Source organism: Duganella caerulea (genome assembly GCF_040362985.1).
Lineage (GTDB): Bacteria > Pseudomonadota > Gammaproteobacteria > Burkholderiales > Burkholderiaceae_D > Rugamonas > Rugamonas vulcania.
This window is the reverse complement of record NZ_BPWJ01000003.1, coordinates 334089-352211: the sequence shown is the minus strand read 5'-3', so window position 1 is coordinate 352211 and position 18123 is coordinate 334089. Positions and strand designations below refer to the sequence as shown.

The 18123-nt window shown below is 64.2% G+C and carries 13 protein-coding genes; 2 read left to right on the top strand and 11 right to left on the bottom strand.

Annotation, left to right across the window (positions count from 1 at the left end):
* Window positions 1–2: 2 nt before the first annotated feature.
* Complete coding sequence (locus ACUJB0_RS10885; RefSeq protein WP_444845238.1) at window positions 3–578, bottom strand: NUDIX domain-containing protein; 576 nt, start codon at window positions 576–578, stop codon at window positions 3–5.
* 76 nt (window positions 579–654) lie between these two features.
* Between ACUJB0_RS10885 and ACUJB0_RS10880 the strand changes: the two genes are divergently transcribed.
* Window positions 655–1425 (top strand): DeoR/GlpR family DNA-binding transcription regulator, encoded by a 771-nt coding sequence (locus ACUJB0_RS10880; protein WP_444845559.1) that lies wholly within the window; start codon window positions 655–657, stop codon window positions 1423–1425.
* 5 nt (window positions 1426–1430) lie between these two features.
* On the opposite strand, the gene ACUJB0_RS10875 is transcribed toward ACUJB0_RS10880, so the two are convergent.
* Complete coding sequence (locus ACUJB0_RS10875; RefSeq protein WP_444845237.1) at window positions 1431–2000, bottom strand: hypothetical protein; 570 nt, start codon at window positions 1998–2000, stop codon at window positions 1431–1433.
* Between the two features lie 248 nt (window positions 2001–2248).
* Between ACUJB0_RS10875 and ACUJB0_RS10870 the strand changes: the two genes are divergently transcribed.
* Window positions 2249–3094 carry a substrate-binding periplasmic protein gene (locus tag ACUJB0_RS10870; RefSeq protein ID WP_444845236.1) on the top strand — a complete coding sequence of 282 codons (846 nt, stop codon included), beginning with the start codon at window positions 2249–2251 and terminating at the stop codon, window positions 3092–3094.
* A 6-nt stretch (window positions 3095–3100) separates the two neighbouring features.
* On the opposite strand, the gene ACUJB0_RS10865 is transcribed toward ACUJB0_RS10870, so the two are convergent.
* The 9 genes from ACUJB0_RS10865 to xdhA form a co-directional block, all read right to left on the bottom strand.
* A complete protein-coding gene (locus ACUJB0_RS10865) occupies window positions 3101–4180 on the bottom strand; it encodes a S1/P1 nuclease (protein WP_444845235.1) in 1080 nt (359 codons plus the stop codon).
* Complete coding sequence (locus tag ACUJB0_RS10860) at window positions 4177–5403, bottom strand: phospholipase D-like domain-containing protein (RefSeq protein ID WP_444845234.1); 1227 nt, start codon at window positions 5401–5403, stop codon at window positions 4177–4179. The genes ACUJB0_RS10865 and ACUJB0_RS10860 overlap by 4 nt, the downstream gene beginning before the upstream one ends.
* Before the next feature lie 8 nt (window positions 5404–5411).
* Window positions 5412–7115, bottom strand: coding sequence for a bifunctional metallophosphatase/5'-nucleotidase (locus ACUJB0_RS10855; protein WP_444845233.1), 1704 nt, complete (start codon window positions 7113–7115; stop codon window positions 5412–5414).
* A gap of 191 nt (window positions 7116–7306) precedes the next feature.
* Window positions 7307–9703 (bottom strand): TonB-dependent receptor, encoded by a 2397-nt coding sequence (locus ACUJB0_RS10850; RefSeq protein ID WP_444845232.1) that lies wholly within the window; start codon window positions 9701–9703, stop codon window positions 7307–7309.
* A gap of 603 nt (window positions 9704–10306) precedes the next feature.
* Window positions 10307–11782 (bottom strand): adenosine deaminase family protein, encoded by a 1476-nt coding sequence (locus ACUJB0_RS10845; RefSeq protein WP_444845231.1) that lies wholly within the window; start codon window positions 11780–11782, stop codon window positions 10307–10309.
* Window positions 11783–11799: 17 nt separating this feature from the next.
* Window positions 11800–13107 (bottom strand): guanine deaminase, encoded by a 1308-nt coding sequence (gene guaD / locus ACUJB0_RS10840; RefSeq protein ID WP_444845230.1) that lies wholly within the window; start codon window positions 13105–13107, stop codon window positions 11800–11802.
* A gap of 28 nt (window positions 13108–13135) precedes the next feature.
* Window positions 13136–14293, bottom strand: a complete 1158-nt coding sequence (xdhC, locus tag ACUJB0_RS10835; RefSeq protein ID WP_444845229.1) for a xanthine dehydrogenase accessory protein XdhC — start codon at window positions 14291–14293, stop codon at window positions 13136–13138.
* A 10-nt stretch (window positions 14294–14303) separates the two neighbouring features.
* Entirely contained in the window at window positions 14304–16637 is a 2334-nt protein-coding gene (xdhB, locus tag ACUJB0_RS10830; protein WP_444845228.1) for a xanthine dehydrogenase molybdopterin binding subunit, read from the bottom strand.
* 11 nt (window positions 16638–16648) lie between these two features.
* Window positions 16649–18118, bottom strand: coding sequence for a xanthine dehydrogenase small subunit (gene xdhA, locus ACUJB0_RS10825; protein WP_444845227.1), 1470 nt, complete (start codon window positions 18116–18118; stop codon window positions 16649–16651).
* Window positions 18119–18123: the final 5 nt, after the last annotated feature.

The window sequence follows — 18123 nt, the reverse complement described above, 5'->3', positions numbered from 1 at the left end:
CTTTACAGCAGATGCAGCGCGGCGTATTGCAGCAGCATGATGGTCTTGCCGTCGGCGATGCGGCCGTCGGCCATCATCTGCATCGCTTCTGCCATCGTCAACTCCAGCACTTCGATGTCCTCGCCCTCCTCTTCGATGCCGCCGCCGCTGCCGATGCGCGATGCGGGCTCGTATTCGGCCACAAAGAAGTACAGCCGCTCCGTCACCGAGCCTGGACTCATGAAGGCTTCGAACACCTTGCGCACCTCGCCCACGCGGTAGCCGGTTTCCTCCTCCACCTCGGCCTTGATGCGCTCTTCAGGACTGGCCTGGTCCAGCAAACCGGCAGCGGCTTCGATCAGGAAGCCGTCATGGCCGTTGCCGTAGGTCGGAAAGCGGAACTGCCGCACCAGCACCACCGTGCGCCGCTCGCGGTTGTACAGCAGGATGGTGGCGCCGTGGCCACGGTCGTAGGTCTCGCGTGTCTGGCGTTGCCACGTGCCGTCGTTTCGGCGGTAGTCGAAGGTGGTCTTTTGCAGCAGGAACCAGTCGTCGGACAGGGTCTCCACTTTGTGGATACGGATGCGGTCTTCGGGCATGTCGATCTCCTTGATCAAGGTTGCGTTTTTTTACGATATCATGCAATATCGTGCAACATCAAGAAAATTCATGCATATGCTGACACGCCAACGCAAGGAACTGCTGATCGCCCGCCTGAAACAGGACGGCCAGATCGTCGCCAAAACACTCAGCGAGGAGCTGGGGCTATCGGAAGACACCATCCGCCGCGACCTGCGCGAGCTGGCGGCGGAAGGCCTGCTGCAGCGAGTGCACGGCGGTGCGCTGCCGCTCGACCTGCCCGCCTCGCCAGCGATGGGCAACTTCGCCCAGCGCCAGCAGCTCTCCAGCGACGCCAAACCCGCCATCGCGCGCGCCGCGGCGGCCATGATCGAGCCGGGACAAGTAGTGTTCATCGACGGCGGCACCACCGCCGTCCAGCTGGCACGCGCGCTGCCGGCGGCACTGCGCTGCACGGTCGTCACGCACAGCCCGAGCATCGCGGTGGAGCTGGCCGGGCATCCGCTGATCGAGGTGATCCTGATCGGCGGCCGCCTGTTCAAGCACTCGATCGTGGCGATGGGACCATCCGCGCTGGAAGCCATCGCGCAGATCCGCGCCGACATCTTCTTCATGGGCGTGTGCAGCCTGCATCCGCTGCAAGGCATCAGCACCGGCGACTACGACGAAGCGGGCATCAAGCGCGCCATCGCGGCGGCCTCGGTCAGGACGGTGGTGCTGGCGTCGCCCGAAAAACTCGACACCGCCTCGCCGTTCCAGATCGCGCCGCTGGAGCGCATCGGCGCGATCGTGGTCAATGCCGGCGTGCCCGCAGCGCTGCTGGCGCCCTACCGCGAACTGGGCATCGAGGTCGTACTGGCGCCTTGACGCGTCTACTGCTTCTCCATGCAGGCCGACAGCAGCGACAGGAACTCCCCACGCAGCGCTTCGAAGCCGGCGGGGTTGGTATCGATCAGGTAGGCCGTTGCGACGGTGCTGGTGCGCTGCTGGATCAGCGTCTCCATGTTGGCGATGCCATGACCGTCCATTGCAGTTTTACGCACCGTCAGGTGTTCGATATCCCCTTGCTCCGATGAGAAAAACTGCGTGCTGTCCTTGGGGTTCTGCGCAACCAGAAACTGCATCTGGCCGAAGATGGCGTCTCGGTCGGCGGCGACGCGGCCCGGCGCCGCACGCTCCAGTTTCAGGTTCACCACCGGATTGGGGCCGTCCGTGAAGAGCAGCAAACGATAACCGTCGTCCAGCGATACATCGGCTTTGCCGCCGGCGCTATCCACCTGACGCCATTTTTTTGTCACAGGCAGCCGGTCCCTGGACCCGACCTTGAACTTGCTGCCGTCAAAGCAGTGCGTGAGCGGTCCCAAGGAATCGTCGCTGCGCTGCTGCGCCGACACCGCTGGCATCATCAACAAGGAAAGCAAGGCACAAAGAACGCGCTTCATGGAACCTCCGAGCATTTACAAGTTTGCAAACATATCAGCTATCCCGCATCACGGCCGGTCCTTCCTGAGGAGTCCTTGTGGGCGCTACCAAAGTGCCCGCCGGTTGATGCTTTGCCGTCCCGGTGCGCGGAAAAATTTGGCGCGGTGCCGCAGGGCGTGGCACACTAGGCTTTTCATAGAGCTCACGCAGCATGAACATGGCCTATACATTGCAGGGGATTTGGCGCGCATTGCTGCTGGCGTCCTGCATGATTGCGGCCCCGGGCTTCGCGGCGACCCATCTCACCTACCCGCTCACCAGCGACGGCATCGACAGCCGCTACGACTACGATTGGGCGGTGCTGCGCGCCGCGCTGGAAAAGACCACGCCACGCTTCGGCGTATTTGAACAACACCAGTCCGATGTGGCGATGTCGCCGCCGCGCGTGGTGCAGGAGATGACGTCGCCGTCGGGACGCATCAACATCTTCGTGCGCGCCACCTCGCCGGAACTGGAGCGCCAGTTCATGCCGGTGCGGCTGCCGGTCGATCGCGGCCTGCTGGGCTACCGGCTGCTGCTGATACGCGCGGCCGACCAGCAGCGCTTCTCCCAGGTCAAGACCATCGCCGACTTGCGCCGCCTGCGCGCGGGCCTGGGCCAGGGCTGGGCCGATGTTCCCATCCTCGAGAAAGCCGGCGTGCCGGTCGTGGAAGGCAGCAGCTACGAAGGGCTGTTCGCCATGCTGGAAGCGGGCCGCTTCGATTTCTATTCGCGCTCGGCCGACGAGGCGCTGCGCGAGTTCCAGGAGCGCCATGATGGCCATCCGCGGATGGCGGTGGAACAAACGCTGCTGCTGCACTATCCGCTGCCGCGCTACTTCTTCGTGCGGCGCGACGCCGAGGGCAAGCTGCTGGCCAAGCGCATCGAAACGGGCATGGAAATGATGATCAAGGACGGCACGCTGGATACGCTGTTCCAGCGCTACAAGGGCGACTTGATCAAGACCACAGCCATGCAAAAGCGCCGCGTCATCCACCTCGCCAATCCGAAACTGACGCCACAGACGCCGCTGGCACGCGGCGAACTGTGGTTCAATCCCCTCACCGGAAAATAAACCGGCTTACTGCCAGATCGCCTTAAGCACGGCGGCCAGGTTGTAGCCGCCCTGGATCAGCTGCGTCTTCGCGGCGGCCGAACTGGGGACCGGATAATCGTCCGGCACCGTCAGCGACCAGACGTTAAACACTTCGCCGGTCTTGCTGGTCTGCTGGCCGATGGCGCCGGCCGTTACGCCGGTGTGCGCCACCTTGGCCACGGCCAGCGACTGATCGGCCCACGCGTATGGCCAGCTGATTGGATCGCCGGTGTTGGCCTCCACCGCCGGCTTGGAAGCGATAACCAGTTGCGCAAACTCCTGCGGCGAGTGCGCGCCGATGCGGCGGAAAACGTAGTTCACCACGGTGGTGTCCCAATACGAATGGAATGGGCGCGTGGTCTGCGGCGCGCGCGGCGGCGTGCCTGCAACTGCGGCCTGCGCGGGCGGCTTGGCCTCCACCGGTGCGGCCGGGATCAGCTGCGCGCTGATGGCGCTCATCTTGATATCGTCCAGCAGCAGGTCGTTGCCGCCGCGTGCGTCGTACATATGCACCGCGTCGATCTGCGCCTGCTTCCGCGGCACCACGAAGGCGCCGTTCTTGTCGACATAGGCCGCGCCCACGTGCAGCGGCTGCACCACGTCGCCCGCCAGATGCGTCAGGATCAGCAGCGCCTGGCGCTGCGTGAAGTTGTGCGGGTTGCTGATCTTGTCGCCCTTGCCCTGCAAAGTGGCGATGCACTGCTTGAGCGTCTGCACGATATCGTCGTCGGCGGTGCCGGCGTCGTGGTCGTGATAGTGCGCGTTCTGGAACGGCACGTCGGTGTAGTGGTAGGTGCTGTGCTGCGGATTGGCGGCGACATAGGCCGTCATCTCTTCGCTCAGCGGACCGCAATACGTGCCCTTGACGCAGTCGGCCCAGGTGGAGATTTTCTCCAGGCTCTCGCCCGGCAGCAGCAAGGCCTTCACGCGCTGTTCGGCATTGCTGCCCTGGATCAGCTGGTCGGCGATGGCGCCGACGGCGCGGTGGCCGTCATTGCCCCATGCCTGGGCGTTGAACGAAACGAAGGCGCCGCTCAGCGCCACGGTTAAAACAAGCTTGTTCATTCGGGGCTGCCTTTGGCGGGTTTGGCGTACTTCTTGTTGATGTCCAGCGGCTGCGCGTACGGCGAGTTCCACGTCTGCTCCTGCAGCGCGGCCAGGCGCTGCGCCATCTTCTCGTTGCGCATCACAACCTCCAGGTTGCGCGACAGGTCCATGTAGCCGCCGCTCCAGTTGCTGGTGCCAACCCATGCGATCTGGTTGTCGATCACCATGGTCTTGCTGTGGATGACGCGCGCGAATGGAATGAAACCGCTGCTGGCCACCGGCAGCGTGACCACGCGGATCTCCACGTTGGGCAGCACGGCCAGGCTTTTCAGGTAGACCAGCGCCGGCTCCTCCAGGTTCCAGTTCGATACCATCAGCTTGATCTTGACGCCACGGTTGGCGGCGGCGCGCACCGCGTTGTCGATCACGGCGTAGTAAGGCCGCGTGCCTTTCGGGCCGTAGCTCAGCGGCGCGTAATCCAGCAGTTGCACCCGCACTTCGGTCTTCGCTTCCGCCAGCAGCGCCGGCAGGCCCGCTTCGGAATCGCCGACACCGGCCGGGTTGAACTGGTTGGGGCTGGCCAGCAGGAAGGTCGACTGATGGATGTCCGGCGTGGCCACCTTGACGTTCAACGCCGGCGCCACCAGGCCCTGCGCGGTGATCGCCTGCGCGCGCCAGTCCTGGTTGAACACCGCCTGCACCTGGCCAACGATCTTCGCGTCGGTGATGCGCAGGCCGGTCTCGTGGATATGCTCGAACGAGCGCCAGTCGAAGTTCTGGCTGCCGATGTAGGCGATGGCGCCGTCGACCACCATGTACTTGGCGTGCAGGATGCCGTTGCCGGTCAGCTTGTTGAAATCGATGATGCGCAGTTCCAGGTTCGGTATCGCCTTCAGACGCTCGATGGTGGCCTTGTCCGACAGGCCGACGCCCTTCTGGTCCAGCAGGAAGCGGATCTTCACGCCGCGCTTGCCGGCCGCCTCCAGGTGTTCAACCACTTTGTTGAAGACGCTGCCCTCATGGCCGACCACATAGAACTGGCCGAGCGCGATCTCGCTTTTGGCGCCGTCGAACAATTCGCTCCATACGGTGGCCGGGTCGCGCAGGTCGCCGCTGTGCAGCGGGGTTTCCACCGGCGCGGTCTGCACCAGTTCAAAACCGGGTATCGAAAACTCGGCACGCGCAGGCAGGGCCGATGCCAGCAACGCTGGCAGCAAAACGGAAAGTAAAACGCGACGCATGGTGACTCCTAGGGTTGTTGCAGGCGCTTGATGCGGCCCTGTGTTTCGCTACGGCCGGCCGGCTTGCCATATTGCTCGCGCCGGGTCAGGTAATCGGTCAGCGCGTCGATGTCGCGGATGTTGGTCATGGCCTTGTTGCTGCCCTGCGTGAAAGCGGGGAAGGCGTCGCCGCCCTCGGCCAGGAAGTTGTTGACCACCACGCGGTAGACGGTGCCGTTCTCGATCGGCACGCCGTTCAGCGTCAAGGTATCGGCCAGCACTTTGCTGCCCTCCCCGCGCCTCGGGTCCCAGGTGTATTTAAAGCCGTCCGACACCTGCAGCAAACCGCGCGTGATATCGCGGCCGCCGTTCCACTGCTGCTCCAGCAGCTCGCGGATCTGCGAACCGCGCAGGTTCATCACCACCAGCGAATTCGTGTACGGCAGCGCCGCCAGCAGCTGGCCGACGTTGACGCGGTTGCCGGCGCTGGTGTCGAGATCATGCCGCAACGAGCCGTTGTTGACGAAGGCGATCTGCGCGCCGTACGGGCGGCCGGCCGCCAGCGTGGCGTCGGTGACCAGGTCGCCCAGCGCGGATTCGCCGTCGTCCTGTTTTTCGCGCGGCACGCTCGGCACGGCCAGCGCCGCCACCGGACGCGCCAGCGCGGCGGCGCTGCGGTCGCGGACTTTTTTCATGTAGGCGTCCAGCGCCGGATCGGCGGGCCACGCGCCGGGAATCATCACCTCCTGTTTCGCGCTGACGTTGCGCAGCGTATTGCTGGCCGTGTCGACGGTGAGCGTGATGCGCGACAGGACATGGCCGCCCATGTCCGACTGCGTCACCAGGCGCCCGTCCACGCGGCACAGGTAGCCGCGGTGCGAGTGGCCGCTGACCACCAGCCGGATCGCCGGATCGAGGCGCTTGACCACATCGACGATAGGCCCGCTCAAGTGGCTGCATTCCTGCTGGTCGAATTTATCGGTGGTGCGGCCGCCCTGGTGGATCAGCACCACGAACACGCCCACGCCCTGCTTGCGCAGTTCCGGCAGCTGGCGGTTGATGGCGTCCGCCTCGTCGACGAAATCCAGGCCGGCGATGCCGGACGCCGGCGCCTTCTCGGTGGCTTCGCGCAGCACGGCGCCGATGAAGCCGATCTTGACGCCATGCGCCTGCTCGATCTTGTAGGCCGGCAGCAGCGGCTTCTTCGTCACCATGTCGATGACGTTGGCGGCCAGGTACTGGAACCTGGCGCCGCCGTAGGGGTTCTCGAATTTGCAGGCCTTGTCGGCGCGCGGCGAATTGCAGCCGCCCTTTTGCTGGCGCAGCAGCTCGATCCGGCCGGCGTCGAATTCATGGTTGCCGAGCGAGCTGGCGCGCAGGCCCAGCAGGTCCATCGCGCCGATGGTCGGCTCGTCGGCCCACATCGACGAGATCGCGGGACTGGCGCCGATCAAGTCGCCCGCGCCGACCAGCAGCAGTTCGGGATCGGTCTTGCGCCAGGCCTGCAGCGCCGCGCCCAGCGTGTCGATGCCGCCGGCGACGATGGTGCGTTCACCGCGGCTGTAGGCGCTATCGAGCACGTATTTGCTCGCTTCGAGATTGCCGTGGAAATCGTTCAGCGTGACCAGTTCGACTTGGGCCGTGCCGGGTGGGAGCGCCGGCTTGTGCAAGGCGCAGGAAGACAGGAGCAGCGCCGCGCAGCACGTCAGCGCGGGCAGGGAAAACTTGATCATCAAAAGCTCACTCAGAATGCGGCGGCCGCCCTGATGGCGGCGGCCATATGCGAACGTCGCGCGCGGCGCTCGCATATGGCCGGATCAACTACAACCCGGCCCGAAAACGACGACAGGCCCGAAGGCCTGTACGATTCTCATCGCTACGAGTCCGGCAACGACCTTGTGAGCCGCCACCGGATGCGAAACAATTAGAAGTCTACACGCAGCGTTGCCGACATCATGCGTGGCGCGCCCAGGTAGTAGAACACGTTGGCCGACTTGATGGCGCCATAAGCGACAGCGTTGTTTGCCAGGCCGGTAGGATTGCGATACTGACGGTTGGTCAGGTTCGAAACGTTCAGGCTCAGCTTAGGAGTCTTGAACGCGCCCCAGCTTGGGAACTGGTAAGCGGCGTCCAGGCCAACCAGGGTGTAGCCTGGAACTTCTTCGTCGTTCATCAGCGTGGCTTGTTGATGAGCGGTGTATTTGCCGGTCATGCGAACGTACCATGCATCCGTCTCATACGAAGCGCTCAGACCAGCTTTCCACTTCGGCGCCAGCGGGAACTCCTTGCCGCCGGTAGGCAGGTAGATGATCGACTTGGTCGCTGCATCGAAACCGCCGGCCAGGTTGTTCTGGATCTCGGTTTTCAGATAACCCAGCGAGCCATACACGGAGAAACCGTTGATCGGGGTATTGCCCAGTTCAAGCTCGAAGCCCTTGTTCTTGACGTTGCCGACGTTGGTGTAGGTGCTGGTCTGGGTGTTCGGATCGGTTGCATTGGCCTGACGGTTTTTGTAATCGATGTAGAACACGGTTGCCGACGTGGTGATCGCGGCGGTCTGGTGGCGGTAGCCCACGTCCAGGTTCCACGACGTTTCAGGTTTCACCGCGCTGGCCAGGTACGCCTGGCCGGCTGGGCTGATCACCACGTTGTTGCCGGTCGTCGCGAACACGAAGTTAGGCGGCGCGCGGAAGTTCTTCGCGTAGCTGGCGAAGATCTGGTCGTCGTTGGTGATGCGGTAGCGCACGCCGAACTGCGGCAGGTACGCCTTGTAGGTCGGGTTCAGCGAGTAGGCCGTCGACGAGTTGAAGCCTTCGTTAGGGTAGTTGGTGAAGTCACGCTTGACGTGCGGGGTACGCACGCCGACGTTGACCAGTACCTTGTCGCCCAGCGAGATCGTATCCTGCGCGAAGGCCTGGTACGCGGTGCTGATGGTCTTCCAATCGCGCGACTCGTACGGCGAACCGTCCGGACGGGTGATCAGGCCGTCGCGCAACCAGGCGTCGCCCGGATTGCCGTTGGCGTCGATCTTGGTCATCGGACCGGTTTGACGGTGGTTGGCGCGCTCGTACCAGAAGCCAGCCAGCAGCTGGTGGTCGCCAAGGTTTTCAATCACGGTGGTGGTGATACCTGGGCGCTGGGTGCGGGTGATGCTGCCGCTGTACATCAGCACTTTATCCAGCGTATCGCCGTCGCCGTTCAGGTCGACGCCGGCATTCAGCTTGCCGGTCGCAGGATTCAGGAAGCCCGATTCGCTGATCAGTTTTTCCTGCACGCCGCCGGTGCCGTAACCGTACCAGTAGTAAGGCACGACCTTGATGTCGGTGCTGTCGTTCAGGCGGAACTTGCCGGTCGCCGAGGCGATCACGTTCTCGAACGGATTCAGCGCCAGTTTGTAGTACGAGTCGGCATTGGCTGGCAGCGTGTCGTTGCCTGCCTTGCCTGGGCTTGGAGCCGCGCGGCCGGTGAAGGTCGTGGCGTAGTCGTAGTAGTAGCCGTTCTTTTTCAGGTCAGCCAGGTTGAAGGTGCTGATGTTGTTGTTGATGGCGCGGTTGTACAGGACCGTGCCGTGGATGTAGTTGAAGCGATCCCAGTCGTAGTTGAAGCCGACGTCCATGTGGTCGCGCATCGCCTTGCCCAGACCCTTCCATTTCTTGGCTTCGGCGTGCGACACGGAGACAAAGACCTTGGCCTTGTCGTTGGCGAACTTGCCGGTATCCAGGCGCAGGTAGGTTTTCCACATGCTCAGCTGGCCGCCGGTTTGCATGATGCGGAAGCGCTGCTTGTCTTCCGGATCGCAGGTGGTGATGCCGAAGTTACCGCCGGTGGCGCCAACTTGCGGGGAGTCGACGTCGGTCGAACCCTGGGTCACGAAGGTGGTGCAGGTGTTTTCCTGGTCGACGAATTCTTGTGGGAACACAGCGAAGTTACCCGAGTCGTTCACTGGAACGCCGTTAATGGTCGCGCCGATCTGGTCGCTGTTGAAGCCGCGCAGGGTCAGGCCGCCACCGAACAGGCCGGTGCCGTCGTAGCTGTAGGTGTTCACCGCTGGCATGAGCGCCAGGGCGTCGTAGGCGTTACCGGTAGGGCGCTGCTTCGCCAGTTCCTCGGCGGTCACGGTCGAACGTGCTTTTGGCACGTCTTCCTGCACCATCAGGCCCATACCGACTTTGCGGCCGGTGATGGTCACGGTTTCGGTGGCTGGCTTGGCGGCAGGGGCGGCGTCGGACTGCGCGTACGCGGCGCCCATGCAGACCATCTGGCAGGCCAGAGCGACCAGGCTCAGACGCAGCGTCGGATTGTGTTTAACGGCGGATTGCATTAAGGGAACTCCCAGTTTATGTAAAAAAATTTATTGTGTTCTAAGATGCCTTGGACCGGGCGGGCTTATGGCCCGCGGTCACATTCTTGACACAAAGTGCCCATGACATCACAAAATTGTAACCAGTAAATATTTCATCAACATGACAAGAAGTCAGTTGATCAGACTGTCACTGACTTGCCTGACTGACATTTGCATGCAACACCCTCGAAACGCCAATAAAAGTTGGCAGTTTGGAAGCATCTCAAACAACTATGCATCAGCAAAAAATGCGTGACAAATACGATTTACTTTAGGGATTTATACGAAAGCGATATAAATGGGGCGCTGAACCGCGCAGGTTTCGCTCTGTAAGCGAGGCGCATCTTTAAGGGGAGTATTATAGTAGACCAAACGTCGCTTGAATAAATTTCATTCATAAAACGCACTGATCTGGTGCGAACTCCCCTGCCAATGTCGCAATGTTGCCACATCCCTGAGGAAATATGACAAGTATGACAAGCCACCCGGAAAGTGGCCAGGGGGAAATTAGATCTGTAACACTAGACTGTCCGTCGCGGCAGCGCAACATTTCGGGGACGGCGGACCGTCCCCGAAGCGAACTCAGCGGCTCTTGGCGACCGGGGCGGCGGCGATCGCGGCCTCGAATTTGGCGAATTTGCCGTCCAATGCCTTCAATAAACGTTGTTTATCGACATCAGCCAGGAAGGAATAGCGGATGCTGTCGTAGGACAGTTTCTTGATCTCGGCGTAGTCCGGCTTGTAGCGGGCGGCGTACAGCACGTATTCGCCGGACAGGTTGTTGCGCGAGACGCCAGCATCGTCGGTCGACAGCACGAACGGCACGCCGTATTTGCGATACAGCGTGACCGGATGGGCCTCGCCCTTCACGCCCAGGATGAACTGGTTGCTGGTCAGGTTGACCTCCACCGGGATGCGCTGGTCGCGCATTTTTTTCATGATCGCCAGCGCGTCCGTCTCGTGCGCGATGTCGATGCCGTGGCCGATGCGGCTGGCGCCGGCGACGTCGATGGCGTCCTTGATGTGGAAGGTCAGGCCCTCCGGCGGCACCACGCCCAGCGCCAATTCACCCGCGTGCAGCGCCAGTTTCACGCCCGGCTGCTTCGTTTTCAGGAATTTGAACATCCGCATCTGCAGCGCGTAGTCGCGCATCGAGACGTTGACGCTTTCCTGGCCGACGATGTTGACGCCGACGATTTTCGGGTTGGACGTGGCCAGCTTGAAGCTAGCCACCATCTGCGAAAACACCTGCGACGGCGTCAGGAAGCGCAGCGCGAACGGCTGGTAGCGCAGCGTGAAGTTGGCGTCGTCGATGCCGGCGCCGGCGGTGTCCACGTTTTTCAGGTAGGCCGCGATCCAGCCCTGGAAGTCGCCGTTGGTTTCCAGCTTGGCGGCGTAGGCGGCCAGGTCGGCGTCGGTGATGCCGCCGGCGGCGGCCTTGCGGTCGAAATCGGCGTCCTGCGCCATCGGCGCGATCTCGTAGATGGTCTCGATGTAGCTCAGGTTTTCCTGGATGGCGCGCTGCTTCAGGCGCTGCAGGCCATCGGCCGCGTTGGTCGAGGAGACCGGGCCGAAGAAGCCGAAGGTGTCGAAGAACTGGCGGTCCGGCGGCGATTGCAGCGCGCCGTGGTTGTAGAAGTCCTTGTCCGCCCAGCGCTGCAGCAGGTTGGCCAGCACGGTGTTATTGTTCATCACGTCCTGCCCGGACAGGCAGACGCGGTCCGCCAGCGGCTTGGCCTGTTCGGCGGTGGTGTCGGCCTTGTTGGTGTCGATCAGGTAGGTGTTCTTGTTGACGCAGTAGCCTTCCTTGTCCACCCACTCCAGATACTGCTCGGCGTAGATCGCGCCCGAGTAGTGGTGGTGCAGGTCGCCGCCCTTGGGCATCATGGTCAGGAACATCGTCAGCTCGGCCGTCTTGGGCTCCGGGCCCGCGACCAGCGCCGCGAACTGGCGCTTGGTGATCTCCTCGTTGCTGACCGCTTGCGCGCCGTGCGGCAAGGCGCAGAACAGGGCGGCGGCGATGGCGGCGGCCTTCAGGCTGGCGATATTTTTTTGCATGAGTCTTCCAATGTGGTTTAAGTCATTACGCGGGCGTGCACCTGGCGGCCAGCCGAATAGGTGGCCGCCACGGCGCGGTCGTCGCCCAACAGGGCCAGCGCGAACAGCAGTTCCTCCAGGCTCTCGCCGCGCGCGGTCCGGCGCTGCAGCAGCGGCGTGGCTTGCGGATCGAGCACGATGAAGTCCGCCTCGGCGCCGGCGGCGAAATTGCCGATCGTGCCTTCGAGCTGCATGCTGCGCGCCGCGCCCAGCGTGGCCAGGTAGAACATCCGCAGGGCCGGCAGGTAACTGCCCTTCAGTCGCGCTACTTTATAGGCTTCATTCATCGTTTGCAACATCGAGAAGGAAGTGCCGCCACCCACATCGGTCGCCAGCGACAGCGGCACGCCCGCCTGGTCGGCGCGTTCGAAGTCGAACAGACCGCTGCCGAGGAACAGGTTGGAGGTCGGGCAGATGGCGGCGGCGGACTGGGTTTGCGCCATGCGCACGCGGTCCTGCTCATTGAGCCAGATGCAGTGGCCGTACATGGCGCGCGGCCGCAGCATGCCGTAGCTGTCGTAGACATCGATGTAGCTGCGCGAATTCGGGAACAGCTCGCGCACCCATGCGCATTCGGCTTCGTTTTCGGAGACGTGGGTCTGGATAAAGGTGTCGGGATAGGCGCGCGCCAGTTCGCCCGCCAGTTGCAGCTGCGCTTCGGTAGACGTGGGCGCGAAACGCGGCGTGATCGCGTACAGGGCGCGGCCACGCTTGTGCCAGCGCTGGATCAGAGCCTCGGTGTCGCGGGCGCTGGCTTCGGCGGTATCGCGCAGGAAGTCGGGGCAGTTCCGGTCCATCATCACCTTCCCCGCCACCATGCGCAGGCCGCGCTGTTCGCTGGCGGCGAAGAAAGCGCCCACCGATTGCGGGTGCACGGTGCAGTAGACCATGGCGGTGGTGGTGCCGCAGCGTAGCAGCTCGTCGAGGAAGAAATCGGCCACGCCGGCCGCGTGGGCCGGGTCTTCGAACTGGCGCTCGGTCGGGAAGGTGTAGGTCTCCAGCCAGGGCAGCAGCCCTTCCGCCGGCGAGGCGATCATGTCGGTTTGCGGGTAGTGGACGTGGGTGTCGATAAAGCCGGGCATCAGCAGCTTGCCGCTGTAGTCGTGCAGCTCGGCGCCGGGCGGCAGCGTGGCGCGCAAGGTGGCGTAGTCGCCGGCCGCCTGCACTTTGCCGTCGGCGACGATCAGCAGGCCGTCTTCATGCCATGCGTGCGACTGTGCGCTGAACGCCGGATCGGCGAAGAAGTGCAGCAAGCTGCCGCGGTAGGCTTGCAAGTTGTTAGGCATGGCGATGTCCTGAAGAGGATTGCTGATTCTAGCGCGATGCGGCCAGGCACACCGGCGCGGCCTTCGTTTCGAGTGCGGCGATTTGCTGCGCTTCCCATACCGTCAGCAATTGCGCGCAGACGGAGGCGGCGATTGCGGCGGGCAGTTTGTTGGTGATGCCGGCGATGCCGATCGGGCAGACCATGGCGGCGATGCGGTCTTCCGGCAGGCCGCGCGCGGCCATGCGGCGTTCGAACTGCACGCGCTTGGTCTTGGAGCCGATCAGGCCGAACCAGCCCACGTCGGCGCGGGCGAGGATCGCTTCGCTGAGGCGCAGGTCCAGCGCGTGGCTGTGGGTCATCACCAGATAGCTTGCGCCGGCGGGGGCGCTGGCCACCAGGGCTTCCGGCACGTCGGTGGCTTCGACGGTGACATTGGGCGGTATCGTTGGCGGGAACATGTCTTCGCGTTCGTCGATCCAGGTGACGGTGCACGGTAGCTCGCCCAGCATGCGGACGATGGCCGCGCCGACGTGGCCGGCGCCGAACAGCAGCAAGTGCGCGCGCGGAGCCAGGCAGGGATCGGCGAGCCAGCGGCGGCCGGCGGCATCGCGCAGGATGTGGGTGCCGCGCTGGTGGTCGATAGCGGGGAACGCGGGGCCGGTGGCCGTGGCGGATGCCGCGCCGATCGCGGTGGCGGACGCTGGGCCGGTGGTCTTGGACGCGTCACCGGTGGCGGTGGCGGTGGCGGATGCGTCGCCGATGGCGGGCGTTTCGCCTGCGCCGGCGAGGATCGTGCCATCGGCGTCCAGCAGCAAGGACACTGGCGCGCCATCGATGGCGCTGAGGCGCCAGCTGTCCTCACGCCAGCGCTTCCGCAGGCTGGCCAATACGTCGGCCAGCGGCGCGTCGATCAATTCGAACGCCAGATGAACCACGCCGCCGCAGCATTGGCCCAGCGTGGGGCCAAGCGCGTAACGCTCCAGCCGCGCGTGCACGCCATCAGGCGACCTGGCGGCGCTCTTCAACATGCTGCGGCCCACGTCGACCGCGGACATCTCCAGATGGCCGCCGCCGATGGTGTCGACCTGGCCGCCAGCCGTGACCAGCATGCGGGCGCCGGGTTCGCGCGGGCCGGATCCCTCCACGATCGCCACCGTCACCAGCACCGCCGGTTCCGCCATCACAGTTGTCAGCCACTCGTTCATGCCGATATCCTCAAGCCGACATTTCCACGATGGCCACCGCGCGCAGGATTTCCTCGCTGGTGGCCGGAGCGTTCAGCGGCGGATTTACGCGATGCCCGCCGACCGCCGAAATCGCATCGCGGATCGCGAAGAATACCGAGAACGGCAGCAGCAACGGCGGCTCGCCCACGGCCTTGGAACGGTGGATGCTGTCCTCGACGTTGCCGTTGTCGAACAGCCGCACGCGGAAGTCCTCCGGGCAGTCGGACACGCCGGGGATCTTGTACGTCGACGGCGCATGCGTCATCAGCTTGCCGGCCGGGTTCCACCACAGCTGCTCGGTGGTCAGCCAGCCCATGCCCTGTATGAACGCGCCCTCCACCTGCCCCAGGTCGATGGCCGGGTTGAGCGAACGGCCCGCATCGTACAGCGCGTCCGCGCGTAGAAGCTTCCACTCGCCGGTCAGCGTATCGACCACCACTTCGGAAACAGCGGCGCCATAGGCATAGTATGAGAACGGATGGCCGTTCATCGTCTTCGGATCCCAGTGCAGGCCGGGCGTGGCGTAGAAGCCGTCGGACCACAGCTGCACGCGTGCCAGATAGGCGCGCTGCACCAGTTCCGAGAACGGCACCACATGCCCATTCACATGCACGGCGTTGTCGAAGAACTGCACCGGCACGCCGTCCTCGTCGCCATACAGCTTGACGGCGAAGGCGGCCAGGCGTTCGCGGATCTGGCGTGCCGCATCCTGCGCGGCCTTACCGTTCAAGTCCGCGCCGGTGGAAGCGGCTGTCGCCGAGGTGTTGGCGACCTTGCTGGTGTCGGTGGCGGTGGCGCGCACGTGATCCAGGTCGAGGCCCAATTCATGCGCCACCACCTGCATCACCTTGGTGTTGATGCCCTGCCCCATTTCCGTGCCGCCGTGGTTGACCAGTACCGAACCGTCCACATACACATGCACCAGCGCGCCCGCCTGGTTCAGGTGCGTAACGTTGAAGGCGATGCCGAACTTCAGCGGCGTCATCGCCAGTCCCTTCTTCAGCACGGGACTGGTGGCGTTGTAGGCTTCGATGGCGGCGCGGCGGGCGCGGTATTCGCTGGTCTGCTCCAGCTCCGCCGTCAGCGCTTCGATCACGTTGTCGACGATCTCCTGGCCGTACGGCGTGACGTTGCGTTCGGTCTTTCCGTAGAAGTTCAGACGGCGGATGTCCAGCGCGTCGCGCCCCAGGTTGCGGGCGATTTCGTCGACGATGTACTCGATGGCAATCGCGCCCTGCGGGCCGCCGAAGCCGCGGAAGGCGGTATTCGACTGGGTGTTGGTCTTGCCGCAGCCGGCGCGAATGTCCACGTCCGACAGATAGTAGGTGTTATCGAAGTGGCAGACTGCGCGCGTGGCCACGGGGCCGGACAAATCCGCCGAGAAGCCCGCGCGCAAAGTCATGTCGACCTTGGCGGCCAGGATCTTGCCGCTGTCGTCGTAGCCGACTTCATATTCGTAGAAGAAGCAATGGCGCTTGCCGGTGACGAGCATGTCGTCATCACGGTCGGCGCGCAGCTTGACTGGGCGGCGCAGCTTGGCCGCAGCGATGCTGGCCGAAGCCGCCCACAGCGCAGACTGCGATTCCTTGCCGCCGAAGCCTCCACCCATGCGGCGGCACTCCACCTGCACCTTGTGCGAATGCACGCCCAGCGCATGCGCCACCACATGCTGCATCTCGCTCGGATGCTGCGTCGAGCACTGCACCAGCATGCCGTGGTCTTCCTTCGGGATCGCGTAGGCGATCTGGCCTTCCAGGTAGAACTGCTCCTGGCCGCCGACGAACAACTGGCCCTTGACCACATTGGGCGCCTGCTCGAACGCGGCCTGGTAATCGCCGCGCTTGAGGTGCATCGGCGGCAGCACGTACGACTGCGCGGACTTGGCCTCCTGCGGCGTGAAGATGGCCGGCAGCTCGTCGTAGCCGATCACGGCGCGGCGCGCGGCGCGCCGGGCGTTGTCATGCGTGTCGGCGATGACGATGAAGATCGGCTGGCCGATGTACATCACCTCTCCCGCGCTCAGGATAGGATCGTCGTGGATGATCGGACCGCAATCGTTGGTGCCGACGATATCCTCGGCGGTGTAGACCGCCACCACGCCGGGCGAACTGCGCACCGGCGACAGGTCCATCGCGTTGATGCGCGCATGCGCCTTGGACGACAGGCCCAGCGCCGCATGCAGCGTGCCTTGCAGCTCGGGGATGTCGTCGGTGTAGGTGGCCTGGCCAAGCACGTGCAGCTCGGCCGATTCGTGCGGACGGGCGACGCCGACCGCCTTCCACGCCTGCGCGGCGAGCAGCGAGGGAGCGACTGGTTGATTCATGATGGCTCCTTTCAAGCGCGGCAGGCGAAGGCGTTGACGGCATCGGCCGCCAACGGCGCGTCGGCGCGGGTTTCGAACCAGAAGCGGCGCAGCAGGTTCTGCGCCGTTTGCATGCGGTAGGTGCTGGAGGCGCGCATGTCCGACAGCGGCGCGAAGTCCTGCGCCAGCATGTCCATCGCCACGCGCAGATTGGCTTCGTTCCAGCGAAGGCCGTTCAGCGAGGCTTCGGCGCGGGCGGCGCGACGCGGCGTGGCGGCCATGCCGCCGAAAGCGATGCGGGCGTCGACAATATGATCACCATCGAGCTTGAACGCGAACGCCGCGCAGACGGCCGAGATGTCCTGGTCGAAGCGCTTGGCCAGTTTGTAGGTGCGGAACTGCACGCCCTCGCGCGGCAGCGGCACGCGCACGGCGGCCACGAATTCGTCGGGCCGCATGTCCTTCTTCTGATAGTCGAGATAGAACGCTTCCAGCGGCATCACGCGCTCGCCGGCCGGGCCGCGCAGCACCACTTCGCTGCCGACGGCTATCATCCACGGCATCGAATCGCCGATCGGCGAGCCGTTGGCGACGTTGCCGCCCAGGGTACCGGCGTTACGGATCGGCAGCGATGCGAAGCGCTGCCACATTTCGCCCAGCTGCGACGGATACAGGCGGCACAAGGCTTCGTATGCGTCGTTAAGCGATACGCTGGCGCCGATCTGCAGCATGCCATCCGCTTCGGTGACGGTTTGCAGCGCGGTGACATGGCCGAGATAAATGATGTCGCCCAGGTCGCGCATCTGTTTGGTGACCCACAGGCCGACGTCGGTGGAACCCGACAGCAGCGTGGCCTTCGGATGCGCGGCGCGCAGCGCCACCAGTTCCTCCAAAGTACGCGGCGCGTGGAAGGTCTGGCCGTGCGCGCTGTAGCTGGCGCCGGCGTCGCGCTGCAGGGCGCGCAGCTGTTCGGCCAGCGCCGCACGGTCGAAGCCAACCTTCGGCAATTCGGTCATGCGATGCGCGGCGTCGATGATCGGGCGGTAGCCGGTGCAGCGGCACAGGTTACCGGACAGGCAGTCGTCGATCTCCTTGCGCTGCGCCGGCTGGCCGTCCTTGTCCAGGTACATGCCCCACAGCGACATGACGAAGCCCGGCGTGCAGAAGCCGCACTGCGAGCCATGGCATTCCACCATCGCCTGCTGCACCGGATGCAGCGCGCCGTCCGGCTGCTGCAGGTCCTCGACGGTGAACAGCGCCTTGCCGTCCAGCGTGGGTGCGAACTGGATGCAGGAGTTCACGGCCTTCATCTCCAACTGGCCGGCGGCATTCAGGCTGCCCACCACGACGGTGCAGGCGCCGCAATCGCCTTCGGCGCAGCCTTCCTTGGTGCCGGTGCAATGCAGATCCTCGCGCAGGTGCTGCAGCACGGTGCGCGTGGGCGCGGCGCCGGAGATTTCCTGCACTGCGCCACGGTAGTAAAAACGAATCGGTTCGGACATCTTGG

Bases quoted from the DNA above. Each gene is read 5' to 3' on its own strand.
- ACUJB0_RS10885 (WP_444845238.1), bottom strand. From the start codon at position 578: ATGCCCGAAGACCGCATCCGTATCCACAAAGTGGAGACCCTGTCCGAC.
- ACUJB0_RS10880 (WP_444845559.1), top strand. From the start codon at position 655: ATGCTGACACGCCAACGCAAGGAACTGCTGATCGCCCGCCTGAAACAG.
- ACUJB0_RS10875 (WP_444845237.1), bottom strand. From the start codon at position 2,000: ATGAAGCGCGTTCTTTGTGCCTTGCTTTCCTTGTTGATGATGCCAGCG.
- ACUJB0_RS10870 (WP_444845236.1), top strand. From the start codon at position 2,249: ATGATTGCGGCCCCGGGCTTCGCGGCGACCCATCTCACCTACCCGCTC.
- ACUJB0_RS10865 (WP_444845235.1), bottom strand. From the start codon at position 4,180: ATGAACAAGCTTGTTTTAACCGTGGCGCTGAGCGGCGCCTTCGTTTCG.
- ACUJB0_RS10860 (WP_444845234.1), bottom strand. From the start codon at position 5,403: ATGCGTCGCGTTTTACTTTCCGTTTTGCTGCCAGCGTTGCTGGCATCG.
- ACUJB0_RS10855 (WP_444845233.1), bottom strand. From the start codon at position 7,115: ATGATCAAGTTTTCCCTGCCCGCGCTGACGTGCTGCGCGGCGCTGCTC.
- ACUJB0_RS10850 (WP_444845232.1), bottom strand. From the start codon at position 9,703: ATGCAATCCGCCGTTAAACACAATCCGACGCTGCGTCTGAGCCTGGTC.
- ACUJB0_RS10845 (WP_444845231.1), bottom strand. From the start codon at position 11,782: ATGCAAAAAAATATCGCCAGCCTGAAGGCCGCCGCCATCGCCGCCGCC.
- guaD (WP_444845230.1), bottom strand. From the start codon at position 13,107: ATGCCTAACAACTTGCAAGCCTACCGCGGCAGCTTGCTGCACTTCTTC.
- xdhC (WP_444845229.1), bottom strand. From the start codon at position 14,293: ATGAACGAGTGGCTGACAACTGTGATGGCGGAACCGGCGGTGCTGGTG.
- xdhB (WP_444845228.1), bottom strand. From the start codon at position 16,637: ATGAATCAACCAGTCGCTCCCTCGCTGCTCGCCGCGCAGGCGTGGAAG.
- xdhA (WP_444845227.1), bottom strand. From the start codon at position 18,118: ATGTCCGAACCGATTCGTTTTTACTACCGTGGCGCAGTGCAGGAAATC.